The sequence below is a fragment of the Janthinobacterium sp. GW822-FHT07H10 genome (genome assembly GCF_058798675.1).
This window is the reverse complement of sequence record NZ_JBXAKS010000016.1, coordinates 52792-71843: the sequence shown is the minus strand read 5'-3', so window position 1 is coordinate 71843 and position 19052 is coordinate 52792. Positions and strand designations below refer to the sequence as shown.

Below are 19052 nucleotides of genomic sequence, written 5' to 3'. Positions count from 1 at the left end.
TATTTTGTAGTAAAAAACCATTTTGGTTATATGTAACAATAGATATTGGTATGGGTTGCGAAAATCGGCGAAAATCGCGGCTTCAATATTTAGTTGAAATTCAAAGGGGAGGTTTTTGTTATGTCTGAAGCCGTAAGAGAAGTACCAAAAAAAGAACGGCCGCAATTCCGTAACATCCATGTTACCGAATTGTCGAATTACCGCATGGCTATCGGCGCCATCGTCTCGATCCTGCATCGTATCAGCGGCATCATCATTTTCGCCCTGCTGCCGTGCATCCTGTACATGCTGGAACTGAGCCTGCGTTCCGAAATGTCCTACGCCTACTTCCAGGGCATCGCCTCGCACTGGTTCGTCAAGCTGATCACCCTCGCTCTGGTCTGGGCCTTCCTGCACCACTTCTGTGCCGGTATCCGCCACCTGCTCATGGACGTGCACGTCGCCGCCGAGAAAGAACCCGCGCGCAACACGGCCAAGTTCGTGCTGGTGATCAGTCTGGTACTGACCGCCCTGGTCGCATTGAAACTGTTTGGAGTATTTTAATGGCAAACAATAACATCGGACCGAAACGCCTCGTCGTCGGCGCCCACTACGGCTTGCGCGACTGGCTGGCGCAACGCGTCACCGCCCTCGTCATGGTGGCCTATGTCGCCATCCTGCTGATCGCCTTCCTTACCGGCAGCAACTTCAGCTATGAAGGCTGGGCAGGATTGTTTGCGCAGCAATGGTTCAAATTATTCAGCCTGGTGACGTTCGTCGCCCTGTTCTACCACGCATGGGTCGGCGTACGCAATATCTGGATGGACTACGTGAAAAGCGTTGGCCTCCGCATGACCCTGCAAATTGCCACCATGCTGTGGTTGATCGCTTGTGCCGCCTGGACGGTACAGATACTCTGGAGTGTGTAATCGTGGCAGCATATAAATCTGCAATCCCTACCCGCCGCTTTGATGCGGTAATCGTTGGCGCCGGCGGCTCCGGCATGCGCGCGTCGCTGCAACTGGCTGAAGCCGGCCTGAACGTCGCAGTGTTGTCCAAAGTCTTCCCGACCCGTTCGCACACTGTCGCGGCACAGGGCGGTATCGGCGCGTCGCTCGGCAACATGGCCGAAGACAACTGGTTCTGGCACATGTTCGACACCGTCAAGGGCGGCGACTATCTGGGCGACCAGGATGCCATCGAATTCATGTGCCGCGAAGCACCGAAGGTCGTGTACGAACTGGAACACTTCGGCATGCCGTTCGACCGCAACCCTGACGGCACCATCTACCAGCGTCCATTCGGCGGCCACACGGCCCACTTCGGCGAAAAGCCGGTGCAGCGCGCTTGCGCGGCAGCCGACCGTACCGGTCACGCCCTGTTGCACACACTGTACCAGCGCAATGTGCGCGCCCGTACGCACTTCTTCGTCGAATGGATGGCGCTCGACCTGATCCGTGACGCCGAAGGCGACGTGATCGGCGTGGTCGCGCTGGAAATGGAAACTGGCGAATGCATGATCCTGGAAGCAAAGACGACGGTCATGGCAACGGGCGGCGCAGGCCGTATCTTCGCCGCCTCGACGAATGCCTTCATCAACACCGGCGACGGCATGGGTATGGCGGCACGCGCCGGCCTGCCGCTGCAGGACATGGAATTCTGGCAGTTCCACCCGACCGGCGTGGCCGGCGCGGGCGTGTTGATCACCGAAGGCGTGCGCGGCGAAGGCGGCATCCTGATCAATAGCGAAGGCGAACGCTTCATGGAGCGCTATGCGCCGACCCTGAAGGATCTGGCGCCGCGCGACTTCGTGTCGCGTTCGATGGACCAGGAAATCAAGGAAGGCCGCGGCTGCGGTCCGAACAAGGATCACGTGATGCTGGATCTGCGCCATATCGGTGCCGATACCATCGCCAAGCGCCTGCCGTCGATCCTGGAAATCGGCCACAAGTTCGCCAACGTCGACGCCACCAAGGAACCGATTCCTGTCGTGCCGACGATTCACTACCAGATGGGCGGCATCCCGACCAACATCCACGGCCAGGTCGTCACCCCGACCGGTCCGGATAATTCGGCCAAGGTCGTCAACGGCCTGTACGCGATCGGCGAATGCGCCTGCGTCTCGGTGCACGGCGCCAACCGCCTCGGCACGAACTCGCTGCTGGACCTGGTGGTCTTCGGCCGCGCGGCCGGCAACCACATCGTCAACAGCGGCCTGAAAGCCAAGGAAAACAAGCCTTTGCCAGCCGACGCTGCCGATTTCGCCATGGGCCGCCTGGCGCGCCTGGAAAACTCGACCGGCACGGAAACCGTGCAGGGCGTGGCGAATGAAATCCGCGCCACGATGCAGAAATACTGCGGCGTGTTCCGTACCGACGCGATGCTGGCGCAGGGCGTGGTTGAAATCATGAAGCTCGACGAGCGCCGCAAGCACGTGTCGTTCAAGGACAAGTCGATGGTCTTCAACACGGCCCGCGTGGAAGCGCTGGAACTGGACAACCTGATCGAAACGGCGAAAGCGACCATCGTTTCGGCAGCCGCCCGCAAGGAATCGCGCGGCGCCCATGCCCAGGACGACCACCCGACCCGCGACGACGACAACTGGATGAAGCATACGCTGTGGTATTCGGAAGGCAACCGACTGGAATACAAGCCAGTCGTGACCAAGCCGCTGACGGTAGATACCTTCAAACCGAAACCACGTACTTTCTAAGGCTATACCATGGCACGCACTCTCAAATTTAAAATCTACCGCTACGATCCTGACCAGGATGCCAAGCCGTACATGCAAGACCTGACGGTCGAACTGAAAGACACCGACAAGATGCTGCTCGACGCACTGCAGCGCATCAAGTCGGACGTCGATGACTCGCTGGCCCTGCGCCGCTCGTGCCGCGAAGGCGTGTGCGGTTCGGACGCGATGAACATCAACGGCAAGAACGGTCTGGCCTGCACCACCAACCTGAACGAACTGACCGAGCCTATCGTGCTGCGTCCGTTGCCAGGTCTGCCAGTCATCCGCGACCTGATCGTCGACATGACGCAATTCTTCAAGCAGTACGATTCGATCAAGCCGTTCCTGATCAACGATTCGATCCCGCCTGAAAAAGAACGCCTGCAAACGCCGGAACAGCGCGAAGAACTCGATGGCCTGTACGAGTGCATCCTGTGCGCCTGCTGCTCCACGTCGTGCCCGTCGTTCTGGTGGAATCCGGACAAATTCGTCGGTCCTGCCGGCCTGCTGCAAGCCTACCGCTTCATCGCCGATTCGCGCGACGAAGCCACCGGTGCGCGTCTGGACAACCTGGAAGATCCGTACCGTCTGTTCCGCTGCCATTCGATCATGAACTGTGTCGACGTTTGCCCGAAAGGGTTGAACCCGAACAAGGCGATCGGCAAGATCAAGGAATTGATGGTCCGCCGCGCGATCTGATTCGTCTGATCGCGTCCGCCGGGCGCCGTTTGCCGGAAGAGGGTATCCTCGCTTCCTGGCAGGCGGCGCCTGCAAAGCAGCACCGTGCCGCAAGGCACATGTAAAGTGGTAAACCAAATGACAGAATCAATTTTGTCCTCGCATCAGGCCGACCCGGCCAACCGCGCCCGCCTGCGCTGGCGTTCACGCCGTGGCCTGCTGGAAAACGACATCATCCTGACCCGTTTTCTCGATGCGTATGAAACCGAATTGACCGATGAAGAAGTTGACGCGCTGACGCGTTTGCTGGATTTATCGGACAATGCGTTAATGGATCTGGTACTGGCCCGTAAAGAGCCGGAAGGCGAAGTCGATCTGCCGCATGTGCATGCACTGCTGCAACGACTGCGCATTGCCTAGACGCCTGGGCGATATATTGCAAACGGTGCGAGTGGCGCGCTGTAGCAACGCCGAATTGCGTTGCGAATTGCAGCCAGAATTTTTGATTTTAATTTCGACTCACTCCCGAGAAGGAAGAGCCCATGAATACCTCTGACACAAAAGCTACCCTGTCGTTCTCCGATGGCAGCCCATCGCTTGAATTTCCCATCTACAAAGGCACCGTAGGCCCGGACGTCATCGACATCCGCAAGCTGTACGCCGGTAGCGGCAAGTTCACCTACGACCCAGGCTTTATGTCGACCGCCTCGTGCAATTCGTCGATCACCTACATCGACGGCGACAAGGGCGAATTGCTGTACCGCGGTTACCCGATCGAACAGTTGGCCGTCAACGCCGACTTCATGGAATCGTGCTACCTGCTGCTGAACGGCGAATTGCCGAACGCGGCGCAAAAAGCCAAGTTCGTCGACACCGTGACCAAGCATACGATGGTGCACGAGCAGATGCAATTCTTCTTCCGTGGCTTCCGCCGCGATGCGCATCCGATGTCGATCCTGGTCGGCACCGTCGGCGCGCTGGCGTCGTTCTACCATGATTCGCTGGACATCAACGACCCGCGTCACCGCGAAGTGTCGGCCATCCGCCTGATCGCCAAGATGCCGACCCTGGTCGCCATGACCTACAAGTACTCGATCGGCCAGCCGTTCACGTACCCGCGCAACGACCTGTCGTACAGCGCCAACTTCATGCACATGATGTTCGCCAACCCGTGCGAAGACTACAAGGTCAACGACGTGCTGGTGCGCGCCCTGGACCGCATCCTGATCCTGCACGCGGACCACGAGCAAAACGCCTCGACGTCGACCGTCCGCCTGGCCGGTTCGTCGGGCGCCAACCCGTTCGCCTGTATCGCTGCCGGCATCGCCTGCCTGTGGGGCCCTGCCCACGGCGGCGCCAACGAAGCGGCACTGAACATGCTGAAGGAAATCGGCACCGTTGAGAACATCCCTGCCTTCATCGAGCAAGTCAAGGACAAGAACTCCGGCGTCAAGCTGATGGGCTTTGGCCACCGCGTGTATAAGAACTTCGACCCGCGCGCCAAGCTGATGCGTGAAACCTGCTACGAAGTGCTGAACGAACTGGGCCTGCAAGACGACCCGCTGTTCAAGCTGGCGATGGAACTGGAAAAGATTGCACTGAACGACGAATACTTCGTTTCGCGCAAGCTGTACCCGAACGTCGACTTCTACTCGGGCATCGTGCAATCGGCGCTGGGCATCCCTGTGTCGCTGTTCACCGGTATCTTCGCCATGGCCCGCACCATCGGCTGGATCGCCCAGTGGAACGAAATGATCGCCGATCCGGAACAAAAAATCGGCCGTCCGCGTCAGCTGTTCGTCGGCTCGACCACGCGCGAAGTACTGCCACTGGCCAAGCGCGCCTAAGTTTCGCCGCATAGCCGTTCCTGCCGGGCCTTGCGGCCCGGCGCGCAAAAGCGAGCCCGAGGGCTCGCTTTTTTCATGCGCGCCTTAAAAATAGCCGATCAATAGCCGCTGGCAGGCAATGCTGCTACGCTCCACCCAGGCAAACCGGAAACAGAACGTGATGAATGAAGACATATGCGCGCCCGGCGGCGTGACCCTGGGCGAGACGGGATTCGGCTACACCCTGTCGCTGATCGGCGGCAAATACAAGATGCTGATCCTGTACGCGCTCGCTGAAAACAAGGTCCTGCGCCACAATGAACTCAAGCGGCATCTCGGCGGCATCGCCTTCAAGACCCTCAGCGTCGTGCTGAAGGAGCTCGAAGCCGATGCGCTGATCATCCGCAAGGAATACCCGCAAGTGCCACCCAAGGTTGAGTATTTCCTCTCCAGCAAGGGAGCATCGCTGATCCCCGTGCTCCATACCTTGTGCGAGTGGGGCGAACAGCACCAGCCGGCCTGACGCGCAGGTCGAATTGCGCCTTGCCGGGGCTTTCTCGCGTGCTGGTCACTTACTTTTCCTACTGTATGTGTAGTAACTGTGCGTACTTGTGAAAAATACCTGCCATGGGTATGCTGCATACGCCTCTGGAGGCGCGATGGCGCGCTTCGGGGCAGGGTGGCGGCTTGCCTGCTTTCCGGTGCATGCGGTGCGGCGGCGCCACCGACCCCACACCCATGAAAGAAGCACTATGAAAACGCTGGTTATCGTCTTCCATCCCGCGATCGACAAGTCCGTGGCCAACAAGCGCTGGCTGCAGGAATTGGCGCGCCATCCGCAGCGCTACACAATCCACCATGTGCATCAGGCTTATCCTGACGGAAACATCGATGTGGCGCAGGAGCAGGCGCTGGTGGAGGCGCACGGCAACGTGGTCTTGCAGTTCCCGCTGTACTGGTTCAACTGTCCGCCATTGCTGAAGAAGTGGCTCGACGACGTATTGGCGTATGGCTGGGCGTATGGCACGGGCGGCGTAGCCTTCAAGGGCCGCAAGGTGGCCCTGGCCGTCACTGCGGGCATCCGCCAGGAAGACTTCACGCCGGAGGGCAAGTGGAGAGTCACGCTGGCGCAGTTGCTGGTGCCTTTTGACGTGACGCTGGACTATGTGGGCGCCGAGAAGCGCCCGTTCTTTGCTTTCTATGGCGCGGAAGACGGGCCAAAGGAGGCGGGCTATGCGGAGCGGCTGGAGAGCAGCGCGCACGACTATGTGCGCTTCCTGTCGGCGCTGTAAGTCTGGCGTGCTGGCTCAGTCGAATTCCGCCAGCAGTGTTTGCAGGCATACGCTGACGCCTTCCAGCGGCAGGCTGGCGCCATCGTGGATGTGCGGCACGACGATGCGGCGCGGCGCGTTGTGCTTGAGAATGCCGCCCCAGTGGGCGACGCGGGCGCCGGCCTGGCGGCGGATCGCGGCGACCGTGTCGCCACTGGCGAGGATGCGCGCCAGCGGAAAGGCCGCTTGCAGCACGCCCAGGCCGAAATACGCCTGCGGTTCGGCGTTGCTGATATAGATGGCGCTCAGGCGCCTGCCGGCCGCCTGTATCGTTTGCGCCACGTGCACGGCATCGCTGTGCAGGAATTGCGCGTTGACGAGGATGGCTTCCTGCGAACCGCTCAACAGGATGGAGGGTGAGCGCGTACTACCCAGGCGCTCGATGGCAAAGCCACCGTCGGCGCGGCGCGGGGCACGGCGGTCGCCCCAGGGCCAGCCGGCGCCCTGGCGGTCATGCAGGGTGGAGTTCGACAACATGTGTTTTTCTCGTTATTTGTTATCACCAGCACATATTATCCTTTCGACTATGTGCGACAAATAGGGTAGATTGCAATACTTAGTTGCATGAATCGAGCGAATCAAGGGAGTGCCCGCATGGACCGTATCACCGCTGCACAAGTGTTTGTCGCCATCGCCGAGCGCGGCAGCATGGTCGCCGCCAGCGATGCGCTCGACATGTCGCGCGCCATGGTGACGCGCTACCTGGCCGAGATGGAGCAGTGGGCGGGGGCGCGCCTGCTGCATCGCACCACGCGGCGGCTGAGCCTGACGGATGCGGGCGACGCCACGCTGGCGCGCTGCCGGCAGATGCTGGAACTGGCCGGCGCCATGGCCGTCACCGCGCCCGGGGGCGCCGACACGCCGCACGGCTTGCTGCGCATCACCTGCTCGCAATCGCTGGCGCAGACCGCGCTGGCTGGCGCAGTGACCGCTTACCTGCGGCGCTACCCGCGCGCCGCCGTCGACCTGCAGATGGAGAACCGCGCCGTCAACCTGGTCGAGCAGCGCATCGACCTGGCGATCCGCATCACGAATGCGCTCGAACCGAACCTGATCGCGCGCCAGCTGGCCAGCTGCGCTTCCGTGGTGTGCGCCGCACCATCGTACCTGGCGGCGCACGGCACGCCACGGCGGGCGGAAGACCTGGCCCTGCACAACTGTCTGACGTATACCTATTTTGGCAAGAGCCTGTGGCAGTTCACGCACAACGGGGAAGCGCTCACTGTCCCCGTCAGCGGCCGCCTGTCGGCGAATGAGTCGCTGGTTCTGCTGGTGGCGACGGTGGCGGGGGCGGGCATCGCCATGCAGCCGCGCTTTTCGGCCACGCCGCTGATCGCCAGCGGGCAGCTGGTGGAGCTGCTGCCCGCATACCAGCCGCAGGACATGGGCATCTATGGCGTCTATACGTCGCGCCAGCACATGTCGCCGCTGCTGCGCACCATGCTGGACTTCCTGGTGGAGTGGTTTGCCGGCGATCCCGATTGGCTGGCAGCCATCGCGGCGGGGCCGTTGCCGGGCAGACCAGTTGGGCGCAAGCGGCATGCCGGCAGGGCCGCCGATGTGTTGTAAGCATAACAGTGACAGGCTTGCAAGCCCGGGAAAATCAACAACAGAGCTTACATTTGCTTGCCAAATAAAATTCAACGAGCGGTTGTTGCGTTACAATACCGCGTGCTATTCTAAATGACGGTATGCAGAATGCTGGTGCAATAAAAAAGCCCTTCCCCACAACTTGATGTGCAATCCGCTAACCGGTCAGGCCGTGTCGCGGAAGGTTAGATTAACCCGCTAATCTCGCGAAGCGCGAAGAAAGGTGAGCAATATATGCAGCAATTAACGACCAACTCCTACCTGTTTGGTGGGAATGCTCCGTACGTGGAAGACCTGTACGAGGCGTATCTGAACAATCCAGGCTCGGTGCCCGATAACTGGCGTTCTTACTTCGATGCCATGCAGCACGTGCCTGCCGTCGACGGTACCAACAAGCCTGACGTGGCGCATGCCTCCGTCGTCGCCTCGTTCGCCGAGCGCGCCAAAGCGGGTCCGATCCGGACAGTGACCGCTTCCTTCGATGCTGAAATGGGCCGCAAGCGCGTCGCCGCCACGCAGCTGATCGCCGCTTACCGCTACCTCGGCACGCACTGGGCCAACCTGGATCCGCTGCAACGCCAGGAACGTCCGATGATCCCGGAACTGGACCCGAGCTTCTACGGTTTCACCGATGCGGACATGGACACCGTGTTCAACATCAGCAATACCTATTTTGGCCCCGAGACCGCCACCCTGCGCGATCTGCTCAATTATCTGCGCGACACCTACACGCGTTCGATCGGCGCCGAATTCATGTACATCTCCGATCCGGCCGAGAAGCGCTGGCTGCAAGAGAAGCTGGAATCGATCCGCTCCACCCCGAATTTCACCCCAGAGAAAAAAATCCACATCCTCGACCGCCTGACCGCAGCTGAAGGCCTGGAACGCTATCTGCACACCCGCTACGTGGGCCAGAAGCGCTTCTCCCTGGAAGGCGGCGAAACCTTCATCGCCTCGATGGATGAAACCATCCAGCGCGCCGGCGAAAAAGGCGTGCAGGAAATCGTGATCGGCATGGCCCACCGCGGCCGCCTGAACGTGCTGGTGAACACCCTGGGCAAGGCGCCGCAGGAACTGTTCGAAGAATTCGAAGGCAAGCATGGCGACGACCTGCCTGCCGGCGACGTGAAGTACCATCAAGGCTTCTCGTCGGACATCTCCACCGCGGGCGGCCCGGTCCACCTGTCGCTGGCGTTCAATCCGTCGCACCTGGAAATCGTCAACCCGGTGGTCGAAGGTTCCGTCAAGGCCCGCATGGACCGCCGCGGCGACGTGCACGGCGCGCAAGTGCTGCCTATCCTGGTGCACGGCGATGCCGCTTTCGCCGGCCAGGGCGTGGTCATGGAAACGCTGAATCTGGCGCAAACCCGCGGCTACGGCACGGGCGGCACGGTGCATATCGTGATCAACAACCAGATCGGTTTCACCACCTCGGATCCGCGCGACTCGCGCTCGACCCTGTACTGCTCGGACGTCGTCAAGATGATCGAAGCACCGGTCCTGCACATCAACGCCGATGATCCGGAAGCCGTGGTCCTGGCGACGCAGATCGCGCTCGACTACCGCATGGAATTCAAGAAGGACATCGTCCTCGACATCATCTGCTACCGCAAGCTTGGCCACAACGAGCAGGATACGCCGGCACTGACGCAGCCGCTGATGTACAAGCGCATCGGCCAGCACCCGGGCACCCGCAAGCTGTACGCGGACAAGCTGGTAGCGCAAGGCGTGATTCCTGCCGACGGCGGCGACAAGATGGTTGCCGCTTTCCGCGACGCCATGGACGCCGGCAAGCACACGGTCGATCCAGTCATCTCGAACTTCAAGAACAAGTACGCCGTCGACTGGCTGCCGTTCCTGAACAAGAAATGGACCGACTCGGCCGATACGGCCGTGCCGATGACGGAACTGAAACGCCTGGCCACGCGCATCACCACCGTGCCGGAAGAGTTCAAGGTCCACTCGCTGGTTGAGAAGGTCCTGGGCGACCGCGCCACCATGGGCCGCGGCGAAATGAACCTGGACTGGGGCATGGGCGAACACCTGGCCTACGCTTCGCTGGTATCGTCCGGCTACGCCATCCGCCTGACGGGCCAGGATGCGGGCCGCGGCACCTTCGTGCACCGCCACGCCGTGCTGCATGACCAGAACCGCGAGCGCTGGGATGCGGGTACCTACATTCCGCTGCAAAACGTGTCGGACAACCAGGCACCGTTCACCGTCATCGACTCGGTGCTGTCCGAAGAAGCCGTACTGGCCTTCGAATACGGCTACTCGACCGCTGAACCGAACACGCTGACGATCTGGGAAGCCCAGTTCGGCGACTTCGCCAACGGCGCGCAAGTGGTGATCGACCAATTCATCAGCTCCGGCGAAGTGAAATGGGGCCGCGCTTCGGGCCTGGTCATGATGCTGCCGCACGGTTATGAAGGCCAGGGTCCTGAGCACTCGTCCGCGCGTCCTGAGCGTTTCCTGCAGCTGTGCGCCGACAACAACATGCAAGTGGTGCAGCCGACGACGGCGTCGCAGATCTTCCATTTGCTGCGTCGCCAGATGGTGCGCCAGTTCCGCAAGCCGTTGGTCATCCTGACGCCGAAGTCGCTGTTGCGCAACAAGGATGCCGGTTCGCCGCTGACCGACCTGGCCAAGGGCGGTTTCCAGACCGTCATCGGCGAAGTCGACGAGAAAATCGACGCCAAGAAAGTCAAGCGCGTCATCGCCTGCTCGGGCAAGGTCTATTACGACCTGGTCAACGCACGCAAGACACGCGGCCAGACCGACACGGCGATCGTGCGCCTGGAACAGCTGTATCCGTTCCCGCACAAGTCGTTTGCTGCTGAACTGAAGAAGTTCCCGAACCTGGTCGAAGTCGTATGGGCCCAGGACGAGCCGCAAAACCAGGGCGCCTGGTTCCAGATCCAGCACAACATCTTCGAAGGCCTGGAGTCGGGTCAGCGTCTGGCGTATGCCGGCCGTCCTGCTTCGGCGTCGCCTGCCGTCGGTTACTATGACAAGCACTACGCCCAGCAAAAAGACCTGCTGGAAACGGCATTCTCGAAGCTGAAGGGCTTTATCCTGACCAAGTAAGTGGCGGGACAACGGGCGCTGCGCGGTTTGCGCGGCGCCTGACCAGTATATGATGACGGAGCGCCGCCCTTGCTACGCAGGGGCGGCGCCGCAATAACAAAATAAACGGAGTTTTACATGGCACAAATCGAAGTCAAAGTTCCCCAGTTGTCGGAATCGGTTGCGGAAGCGACCCTGCTGGCATGGCACAAGAAAGTCGGCGAACCAGTCGCGCGCGACGAAAACATGATCGATATCGAAACCGACAAAGTTGTGCTGGAACTGCCTGCGCCAGCCGCTGGCGTGATCATCCAGATCATCAAGGATAACGGCGCCACCGTCGTTGCCGGCGAAGTCATCGCCATCATCGATACCGACGGCTCGGCCAAGGTCAGCCCGATGGAAGTGTCGGCCGTTGCCGCGCCAGCCCTGGCTGCCGCCGCACAAGACGCTTCGACCGCTTCGGCGCCTGCCGCCACCAAAGGCGACGTGGCCATGCCTGCCGCCGCCAAGATCCTGTCCGAAAAAGGCCTGTCCGCTGGCGACGTCGCCGGTTCGGGCAAAGATGGCCGCGTGACCAAGGGCGACGCCCTGGCCGCGTCCGCCAAGCCTGCCGTTGCGCCGCTGGCGCCAGCCGCCGCCAAGCCGGCCCTGCAGCAAGTTGCCACGCCGTCGGCCGCCAGCCTGGGCGACCGTCCGGAAGAGCGCGTGCCGATGAGCCGCCTGCGCGCGCGTATCGCCGAGCGCCTGCTGCAATCGCAATCGACGAACGCCATCCTGACCACGTTCAATGAAGTGAACATGCAGCCGGTCATCGACCTGCGCAACAAGTACAAGGACAAGTTCGAGAAAGAGCACGGCGTCAAGCTGGGCTTCATGTCCTTCTTCGTCAAGGCTGCCGTCGCCGCCCTGAAAAAGTACCCGATCATCAACGCCTCCGTTGACGGCAACGACATCGTTTACCACGGCTACTTCGACATCGGCATCGCTGTCGGTTCGCCGCGCGGCCTGGTCGTGCCTATCATCCGCAACGCGGACCAGCTGTCGATCGCCGACATCGAGAAAAAAATCGGTGAATTCGGCGCGAAAGCCAAGGAAGGCAAGCTGACCCTGGACGACCTGACGGGCGGCACGTTCTCGATCTCGAACGGCGGCACCTTCGGCTCCATGCTGTCGACCCCGATCATCAACCCGCCACAATCGGCCATCCTGGGCGTGCATGCGACCAAGGACCGCGCCGTCGTGGAAAACGGCCAGATCGTGGTGCGTCCGATGAACTACCTGGCCATGTCCTACGACCACCGCATCATCGACGGCCGCGAAGCCGTCCTGGGCCTGGTGGCGATGAAAGAAGCGCTGGAAGATCCTGCACGCCTGTTGCTGGACCTGTAAGCACCGTAGCACCCCGGCGTAGCCGCCGGGGCAATGTAGTTGGTACCCCTTGCCAGAAGACGCAGCTGGCTGATCTCAATGAAAGAGGATTCCTATGAACGTCTCTGAAGAAATCAAGCGTCTGCACGAGTTGCACCTGGCGGGCGCCCTGAGCGACGCGGAATTCGCGCAAGCGAAAGCCAAGCTCCTGAGCAATATCAACCTGGACAAGCCGGACAGCACGTTCGGCGCCGGCGCCGGTCCGGCTGCCGGCCCGGCGAACGACCTGGTGCAGGAATTCAACCGCCTGCGCCGTTCGCGCAACGACCGCTGGCTCGGCGGCGTGTGCGGTGGCCTGGGACGCGCTTCCGGCATGGAAGCGTGGATCTGGCGCCTCGTGTTCGTCCTGTTTACATTGACCTTCGGCTTCGGCGTGGTGATTTACCTTCTATTGTGGATTTTCGTACCAGACGAAGAGATTGGAATAACAAAACATGAGTACTAAACAATTTGACGTAGTTGTCATCGGTGCGGGCCCTGGCGGCTACATCGCCGCCATCCGCGCAGCGCAGCTGGGCTTTTCCGTCGCTTGCGTCGACGAGTGGTCGAACGCCAAGGGCGGCGCCGCTCCTGGCGGCACCTGCACCAACGTCGGCTGCATCCCGTCGAAAGCGCTGCTGCAATCGTCCGAGCATTTCGAACACGCGGGCCACAGCTTCGCCGAGCACGGCATCGACGTCGCCGGCCTGAAGCTGAACCTGGGCCAGATGCTCAAGCGTAAAGATACCGTCGTCAAGCAAAACAACGACGGCATCCTGTACCTGTTCAAGAAAAACAAGATCGCCTTCTTCCACGGCCGCGCCGCTTTCGCCGCTGCCGCCGCTGGCACGTATGACATCAGCGTCACCGGTGAAGCCAATGAAACCCTGAACGCCAAGCACGTGGTCATCGCCACGGGTTCGAACGCGCGCGAACTGCCGGGTGCACCATTCGACGAGAAACTGATCCTGTCGAACACGGGCGCACTGGCCATCGACGCCGTTCCAGCCAAGCTGGGCGTCATCGGCGCCGGCGTGATCGGCCTGGAAATGGGCAGCGTTTGGCGCCGCCTGGGTTCCGACGTCACCGTGCTGGAAGGCCTGCCGGTCTTCCTCGGCGCCGTCGACGAGCAGATCGCCAAGGAAGCGTCGAAGCTGTTCACCAAGCAAGGCTTGAAGATCAACCTCGGTTGCAAGATCGGTGCGATCACCCCAGGCAAGAAAGACGTCACCGTGGAATTCGTGGACGCCAAGGGCGAAGCGCAAAAAGCCGTGTTCGACAAACTGATCATCTCGATCGGCCGTACGCCGAACACGAATGGCCTGGGTGCCGACAAGGTCGGCCTGCAGCTGGACGAGCGCGGCTTCATCGCCGTCGACGGCGACTGCAAGACCAACCTGCCGAACGTATGGGCAGTGGGCGACGTCGTGCGCGGCCCGATGCTGGCGCACAAGGCCGAAGAAGAAGGCGTTGCCGTGGCCGAGCGTATCGCCGGCCAGCATGGCCACACCAACTTCAACACGATTCCGTGGGTGATCTACACCTCGCCGGAAATCGCGTGGGTCGGCAAGACCGAGCAAACCCTGAAGGCCGAAGGCATCGCCTACAAGGCGGGCACCTTCCCGTTCATGGCCAATGGCCGTGCGCGCGCACTGGGCGACACCTCGGGCATGGTGAAATTCCTGGCCGATGCGACCACCGATGAAATCCTCGGCGTGCACATCGTCGGCCCGATGGCCTCCGAACTGATTTCCGAAGCCGTCGTGGCGATGGAATTCAAGGCCTCGGCCGAAGACATCGCACGCATCTGCCACGCCCACCCATCCCTGTCGGAAGCGACCAAGGAAGCGGCATTGGCAGTAGACAAGCGTACGCTGAATTTCTAAACGCTAGAGTACCTCGCAGCGGGCCGGCAAAGCAGTTTCTGCCTTGCCGGCCCGTTTGCGCTATGTCCAGAATCCCAGTTGAATCGAATCCCATGAACGTTGAAGAGTTTTACCAGCACGCGTTGCAGAAGCGCGATTTCAAGGCCGATGCCGCCCAGCGGCGCGCGGTCGACCGCCTGCAACTGTGCTACGACGAGTGGGTGGCCTACAAGGGCCAGCGCTCGAGCACCTTCAAGCGCCTGATCAACCGTCCCGCCGTGCCGAAAGGCGTGTACATGTGGGGCGGGGTAGGGCGCGGCAAGTCGTTCCTGATGGACAGTTTTTATTCCGTCGTGCCACTGGTGCGCAAGACGCGCTTGCACTTCCACGAATTCATGCGCGGCGTGCACCAGCAGCTCGATGAATTGAAGGGCGTGGCCGATCCGCTCGACGAGGTCGCCAAGCGCATCGCCAAGAAATACCGTTTGATCTGCTTCGATGAATTCCACGTCTCGGACATCGCCGATGCGATGATCCTGTACAACCTGCTGTCGGCCCTGTTCGACAATGGCGTGTCCTTCATCATGACGTCGAACTACGATCCGGACCTGCTGTACCCGGACGGCCTGCACCGCGACCGCATGCTGCCGACCATCGCGCTACTGAAGGAAAAACTCGACGTCATGAACGTCGACGCCGGCGTCGATTACCGCGGCCGCGCGCTGGAACAGGTGGAAAGCTACTACACGCCGCTCGGCGCGGCCACCGACAAGGCCCTGCGCGACGCCTACACGCGCATCGCCGAGACGGCCGACGAAGATGCGCGCATCCGCATCGAAAGCCGCGAAATCCACTGCCTGCGCCGCGCCGGCGGCATCATCTGGTTCGATTTCGCCACCCTGTGCGGCGGCCCCCGTTCGCAAAATGATTACCTGGAAATCGCCAGCCGCTTCCATACAGTGATATTGTCCGGGATACCGGCCATGTCGGCGGCGCAGTCGTCCGAGGCGCGCCGCTTCACGTGGCTGATCGACGTGTTCTATGACCAGAAGGTCAAGCTGATCATGTCGGCCGAAGTGGCGCCCGACCAGCTGTACACGAATGGCATGCTGGCCAACGAGTTTCACCGTACCGTATCGCGCATCGTCGAGATGCAATCGCGCGAATACATGGAAAAAGAACAGCGCGGCGCGGCCGACGCGATCGTTTGAGGCAGGAAAAATGAACATGATGGCAAATACACTCTACAAGCTGGCAACGGGCATGGGCCTGGCCCTGGTCTTGTCCGCCTGCGCGCACCAGGGCGGCATCGCATTGGATGAAGTCGGTGCGCCGCAAGTGCCGGCCACCTTGTCCGTCGACGAAGCCGATGCCAAGCTGAAGCTGGCGGCCAGCGAACGCGAGGCGGCTGAAAATGAATTCGCCGCGCGCGAGCAGGAATGCTACAACAAGTTCTTCGTGAACAGCTGCCTCGACAAGGCGAAGGAAAAGCGCCGCCTGATCCTCGTGCGCCTGCGCGCCGTCGAGGCCGAAGCGAATCACTTCAAGCGCGCCGAGTCCGTGCGCCTGCGCGATATCGACCTGGCCAAGACCCAGGAAGATGCGCGCCTCGACGCCGAGCAGCGCGCCGCCGCCGTGCCCAAGCCCGTGAAAGTGGTCGCGCCCGAGCCGGCGCCGCCCAAGCCGCAAGGCAAGAGCGTGGCCGAACGCGAAGCCGAACATGCGGCCAAGCTGCAGAAACTGGCCGCCGAGGACGCCGCCGAGGCGCCGCGCCGTGCCGCCCGCGAAGCGCAATTTGCGAAAAAACAGGCGGAAGCCGTGGCGCGCCAGAAGAGAGTGGCGCAGCGCCTGGCCGAGCGCCAGGCCGAGGCGGACGCCAAGGCGGCCAAGGCGGCCGCTGCCAGCGCGCCGGCCGCCGCCGTTCCGCCCGCCAAGTAAGTCCGTCTGGCAGGGGCATGCCGGAAATGGCGTGCCCTAAGCCGCGCGGCAGGTTAAACTACGCACTTGCCGGCGATCCCGGCACGGATGGCTGCCTGCGCATGCTGCGCGCGCCTGTTGAACAACACTGCCTGGAACGCAACACATGAGCGATGCACAGCATATAGAGCGGCGCCTGATTGAACTCGACGTGGAACACCGTGACCTCGATACCGTCATCGAGTTGCTGATACTCGATGGCCATCATGACGAACTGCAATTGCGCCGCTTGAAAAAGCGCAAGTTGCAGTTGAAAGATCACATCACCTTGCTGAAAATGCAATTGGTGCCCGACGTTCCGGCCTGACCGGCGCCAGTAGCGTCCAGCCTTCATTAAGTATATTTTGACCGATCACAATTTATTGCCTGCAAGCCAAGACGGCCAGCCTCTCGATCTGCCAGCAAATCTGCCAGCCGAATCCCAGGCGGCGCCTGGCAAGCACGATGCCGACATCGAGCGCCTGTTCGGCGCCGGCGGCCCGCTGGGTCCGGCCGTGGGCAGCTACAAGCCGCGTCGTTCGCAAACGGAGATGGCCAAGGCCATCGCCCACGCCATCGACAGCCAGACCACCCTGATCGCCGAGGCGGGCACGGGCACGGGCAAGACCTTTGCTTACCTGGTGCCGGCCCTGATGTGGGGCGGCAAGACCATCGTTTCCACGGGCACCAAGAACTTGCAGGATCAATTGTTCCTGCGCGATATCCCGACCGTGCGCGCCGCGCTGCAGGCACCCGTCTCCGTGGCCCTGCTGAAGGGCCGCTCGAACTACGTCTGCCATTACCATCTGGAACGCACCTTGCAGAATGGCCGCATGACGTCACGCGACGACGTGGGGCATTTGCGCGAAATCTCGCGTTTCATCAAGATGACGAGCTCCGGCGACAAGGCGGAACTGGCCAAGGTGCCGGAAAATGCCATGATCTGGAACCTGGTGACGTCCACGCGCGACACCTGCATGGGCGCCGAGTGCCAGTATTACCAGGATTGCTTCGTCATGAAGGCACGCAAGGAAGCCCAGCAGGCCGACGTGGTGGTGGTCAACCACCACCTGTTCTTTGCCGACGTGGCCCTGAAGGACACGGGCGTGGCGGAATTGCTGCCCTCGGCCAATACCATCATCTTCGATGAGGCGCACCAGTTGCCCGACACGGCAACCCTGTTCTTTGGCAATACGGTGTCGACTTCGCAAATCCTGGAACTGTGCCGCGACGTGCTGGCCGAAGGCCTCGCCCATGCGCGCGGCATCGACTGGGCCAAGACGGTGACGGTGGTGGAAAAGGCTGCGCGCGACCTGCGCCTGACCTTCCCGCAGGATATCGTGCGCCTGTCCCTGCCGCAGATCGCCCCGTCGAGCGATTTCTTCCCCGCGCTCGACACCCTCAAGGATGAACTCGACGGCATGGTAGCCGTGCTGGAAACCCAGGCGGAACGGGCGGAAACGCTGGAACAATGCCGCGTGCGCGGCGTGGAACTGGCGCAGCAGCTGAGCGGCTGGAAGTTCGACCCGAAGGCCAAGGTCGCGGCCGGCGAAGAAGCCGTGTTCTGGGTGGAAGCGTTTTCCAGCTCCCTGCAATTGCACAAGACGCCGCTGTCGATCGCGCCGATCTTCAACAACCAGCGCGAAGGCACGCCGCGCAGCTGGATCTTCACGTCGGCCACCCTGGCCGTGAAAAACGATTTCAAGCATTTCTCGGAACAGATGGGCTTGACGGGCGAACCGTCGCATACCTGGCCGAGTCCCTTCGACTATGGCCAGCAGGGCTTGCTGTTCGTGCCGCAAAACCTGCCGCAGCCGAACTCGCTGGGCTACACGGACGCCGTCATCGACTGCGCCTTGCCCATCATCGAGGCGGCGGGCGGGCGCACCTTCTTCCTGTGCACCACCTTGCGCGCCGTGAAGCGGGCGGCCGAGCGGCTGGCCGACGAGTTCAAGCAGCGCGGCTTGAACTTCCCCCTGTTCGTGCAGGGCGACCGGGGCCGCACGGAATTGCTGGACCAGTTCCGTGCCGCCGGCAATGGCGTGCTGATCGGCAGCCAGAGCTTCTGGGAAGGCGTCGACGTGCGCGGCGATGCGCTGTCGCTGGTGATCATCGACAAGCTGCCATTCGCGCCGCCCGACGATCCCGTGCTGGCCGCGCGCATCGAAGTGATGGAAAAGCAGGGCAAGAACGGTTTTATGCACCACTCGCTGCCGGAAGCCATCATCAACCTGAAGCAGGGCGCGGGCCGCTTGATCCGCGACGAGGGCGACCGTGGCGTGCTGATGATCTGCGATCCGCGCCTCATTTCCAAGCCGTATGGCAAGCGCATCTGGCAAAGCCTGCCGCCGTTCAAGCGCACGCGCGACACGGCCGAAGTGGTCGAGTTCTTCCGCAACCTGCCGGCCCGGGTCGGGTAGCGTTTCCCGCCGGCGCCCGCGCGCCGGCACGGTTGCTTTTCTAATTTCTCCTTTGCAATCAAATGCCTGGCGTATTACACGCGGCGCCGGCCTGCGCGCTGGCCATGCCAGAAAACGGCGTGATCGTGCCATGTTCTGGCATTGTGTCGAATGTCCAGGACGCCAGACACATCTTTGCGCCAGCGCAAACAGGCCGT

At 61.7% G+C, this 19052-nt stretch carries 18 protein-coding genes; 17 read left to right on the top strand and 1 reads right to left on the bottom strand.

Features of this window, described 5'->3' with window-relative positions; all coding sequences use genetic code 11:
* Positions 1-120: 120 nt before the first annotated feature.
* The 8 genes from sdhC (at position 121) to AC1RDJ_RS25445 (ending at position 6509) form a co-directional block, all read left to right on the top strand.
* Entirely contained in the window at positions 121-543 is a 423-nt protein-coding gene (sdhC, locus tag AC1RDJ_RS25480) for a succinate dehydrogenase, cytochrome b556 subunit (protein WP_071322672.1), read from the top strand.
* Positions 543-908 (top strand): succinate dehydrogenase, hydrophobic membrane anchor protein, encoded by a 366-nt coding sequence (sdhD, locus tag AC1RDJ_RS25475; protein WP_071322673.1) that lies wholly within the window; start codon positions 543-545, stop codon positions 906-908. The genes sdhC and sdhD overlap by 1 nt, the downstream gene beginning before the upstream one ends.
* Positions 909-910: 2 nt before the next feature.
* On the top strand, positions 911-2692 hold the full coding sequence (gene sdhA / locus AC1RDJ_RS25470) for a succinate dehydrogenase flavoprotein subunit (RefSeq protein ID WP_071322674.1): 1782 nt from the start codon (positions 911-913) through the stop codon (positions 2690-2692).
* 9 nt (positions 2693-2701) lie between these two features.
* Positions 2702-3412: a succinate dehydrogenase iron-sulfur subunit gene (locus AC1RDJ_RS25465; protein WP_071322675.1), complete on the top strand. Its 711-nt coding sequence runs from the start codon at positions 2702-2704 to the stop codon at positions 3410-3412.
* A gap of 117 nt (positions 3413-3529) precedes the next feature.
* Complete coding sequence (locus tag AC1RDJ_RS25460) at positions 3530-3811, top strand: FAD assembly factor SdhE (protein WP_071322676.1); 282 nt, start codon at positions 3530-3532, stop codon at positions 3809-3811.
* 122 nt (positions 3812-3933) lie between these two features.
* A complete protein-coding gene (gene gltA, locus AC1RDJ_RS25455) occupies positions 3934-5238 on the top strand; it encodes a citrate synthase (protein ID WP_071322677.1) in 1305 nt (434 codons plus the stop codon).
* A gap of 160 nt (positions 5239-5398) precedes the next feature.
* A complete protein-coding gene (locus tag AC1RDJ_RS25450; RefSeq protein ID WP_493029086.1) occupies positions 5399-5740 on the top strand; it encodes a winged helix-turn-helix transcriptional regulator in 342 nt (113 codons plus the stop codon).
* Positions 5741-5969: 229 nt separating this feature from the next.
* Positions 5970-6509: an NAD(P)H-dependent oxidoreductase gene (locus tag AC1RDJ_RS25445; RefSeq protein WP_493029085.1), complete on the top strand. Its 540-nt coding sequence runs from the start codon at positions 5970-5972 to the stop codon at positions 6507-6509.
* A gap of 15 nt (positions 6510-6524) precedes the next feature.
* Here the strand turns inward: AC1RDJ_RS25445 and AC1RDJ_RS25440 are convergent, their stop codons facing one another.
* Positions 6525-7025 carry an MBL fold metallo-hydrolase gene (locus AC1RDJ_RS25440; protein ID WP_493029084.1) on the bottom strand — a complete coding sequence of 167 codons (501 nt, stop codon included), beginning with the start codon at positions 7023-7025 and terminating at the stop codon, positions 6525-6527.
* Positions 7026-7142: 117 nt separating this feature from the next.
* On the opposite strand from AC1RDJ_RS25440, the gene AC1RDJ_RS25435 reads away from it, so the two are divergent.
* The 9 genes from AC1RDJ_RS25435 to yoaA all read left to right on the top strand — a co-directional run bounded on the left by AC1RDJ_RS25435 (position 7143) and on the right by yoaA (position 18855).
* Positions 7143-8117, top strand: a complete 975-nt coding sequence (locus AC1RDJ_RS25435; RefSeq protein WP_071322681.1) for a LysR family transcriptional regulator — start codon at positions 7143-7145, stop codon at positions 8115-8117.
* Between the two features lie 255 nt (positions 8118-8372).
* Positions 8373-11225 (top strand): 2-oxoglutarate dehydrogenase E1 component, encoded by a 2853-nt coding sequence (locus AC1RDJ_RS25430; protein WP_071322682.1) that lies wholly within the window; start codon positions 8373-8375, stop codon positions 11223-11225.
* Between the two features lie 117 nt (positions 11226-11342).
* Positions 11343-12596 (top strand): 2-oxoglutarate dehydrogenase complex dihydrolipoyllysine-residue succinyltransferase, encoded by a 1254-nt coding sequence (gene odhB, locus AC1RDJ_RS25425; RefSeq protein ID WP_493029083.1) that lies wholly within the window; start codon positions 11343-11345, stop codon positions 12594-12596.
* A 94-nt stretch (positions 12597-12690) separates the two neighbouring features.
* On the top strand, positions 12691-13080 hold the full coding sequence (locus AC1RDJ_RS25420; RefSeq protein ID WP_493029082.1) for a PspC domain-containing protein: 390 nt from the start codon (positions 12691-12693) through the stop codon (positions 13078-13080).
* Positions 13070-14500 (top strand): dihydrolipoyl dehydrogenase, encoded by a 1431-nt coding sequence (gene lpdA / locus AC1RDJ_RS25415; protein WP_071322685.1) that lies wholly within the window; start codon positions 13070-13072, stop codon positions 14498-14500. The genes AC1RDJ_RS25420 and lpdA overlap by 11 nt, the downstream gene beginning before the upstream one ends.
* A gap of 92 nt (positions 14501-14592) precedes the next feature.
* The gene (gene zapE / locus AC1RDJ_RS25410) at positions 14593-15690 is read left to right on the top strand and encodes a cell division protein ZapE (RefSeq protein ID WP_071322686.1); all 1098 of its coding nucleotides are present in this window, start codon (positions 14593-14595) and stop codon (positions 15688-15690) included.
* A 16-nt stretch (positions 15691-15706) separates the two neighbouring features.
* A complete protein-coding gene (locus AC1RDJ_RS25405; RefSeq protein ID WP_493029081.1) occupies positions 15707-16417 on the top strand; it encodes a hypothetical protein in 711 nt (236 codons plus the stop codon).
* Between the two features lie 145 nt (positions 16418-16562).
* On the top strand, positions 16563-16763 hold the full coding sequence (locus AC1RDJ_RS25400) for a YdcH family protein (RefSeq protein WP_071322687.1): 201 nt from the start codon (positions 16563-16565) through the stop codon (positions 16761-16763).
* Positions 16764-16800: 37 nt separating this feature from the next.
* Positions 16801-18855 (top strand): DNA repair helicase YoaA, encoded by a 2055-nt coding sequence (gene yoaA / locus AC1RDJ_RS25395; RefSeq protein ID WP_493029080.1) that lies wholly within the window; start codon positions 16801-16803, stop codon positions 18853-18855.
* The last annotated feature ends 197 nt before the right edge of the window (positions 18856-19052 follow it).

Bases quoted from the DNA above. Each gene is read 5' to 3' on its own strand.
- gltA (WP_071322677.1), top strand. From the start codon at position 3,934: ATGAATACCTCTGACACAAAAGCTACCCTGTCGTTCTCCGATGGCAGC.
- odhB (WP_493029083.1), top strand. From the start codon at position 11,343: ATGGCACAAATCGAAGTCAAAGTTCCCCAGTTGTCGGAATCGGTTGCG.
- AC1RDJ_RS25435 (WP_071322681.1), top strand. From the start codon at position 7,143: ATGGACCGTATCACCGCTGCACAAGTGTTTGTCGCCATCGCCGAGCGC.
- sdhD (WP_071322673.1), top strand. From the start codon at position 543: ATGGCAAACAATAACATCGGACCGAAACGCCTCGTCGTCGGCGCCCAC.
- sdhC (WP_071322672.1), top strand. From the start codon at position 121: ATGTCTGAAGCCGTAAGAGAAGTACCAAAAAAAGAACGGCCGCAATTC.
- zapE (WP_071322686.1), top strand. From the start codon at position 14,593: ATGAACGTTGAAGAGTTTTACCAGCACGCGTTGCAGAAGCGCGATTTC.
- AC1RDJ_RS25405 (WP_493029081.1), top strand. From the start codon at position 15,707: ATGATGGCAAATACACTCTACAAGCTGGCAACGGGCATGGGCCTGGCC.
- AC1RDJ_RS25465 (WP_071322675.1), top strand. From the start codon at position 2,702: ATGGCACGCACTCTCAAATTTAAAATCTACCGCTACGATCCTGACCAG.
- AC1RDJ_RS25450 (WP_493029086.1), top strand. From the start codon at position 5,399: ATGAATGAAGACATATGCGCGCCCGGCGGCGTGACCCTGGGCGAGACG.
- lpdA (WP_071322685.1), top strand. From the start codon at position 13,070: ATGAGTACTAAACAATTTGACGTAGTTGTCATCGGTGCGGGCCCTGGC.
- AC1RDJ_RS25445 (WP_493029085.1), top strand. From the start codon at position 5,970: ATGAAAACGCTGGTTATCGTCTTCCATCCCGCGATCGACAAGTCCGTG.
- AC1RDJ_RS25430 (WP_071322682.1), top strand. From the start codon at position 8,373: ATGCAGCAATTAACGACCAACTCCTACCTGTTTGGTGGGAATGCTCCG.
- AC1RDJ_RS25420 (WP_493029082.1), top strand. From the start codon at position 12,691: ATGAACGTCTCTGAAGAAATCAAGCGTCTGCACGAGTTGCACCTGGCG.
- AC1RDJ_RS25400 (WP_071322687.1), top strand. From the start codon at position 16,563: ATGAGCGATGCACAGCATATAGAGCGGCGCCTGATTGAACTCGACGTG.
- AC1RDJ_RS25440 (WP_493029084.1), bottom strand. From the start codon at position 7,025: ATGTTGTCGAACTCCACCCTGCATGACCGCCAGGGCGCCGGCTGGCCC.
- AC1RDJ_RS25460 (WP_071322676.1), top strand. From the start codon at position 3,530: ATGACAGAATCAATTTTGTCCTCGCATCAGGCCGACCCGGCCAACCGC.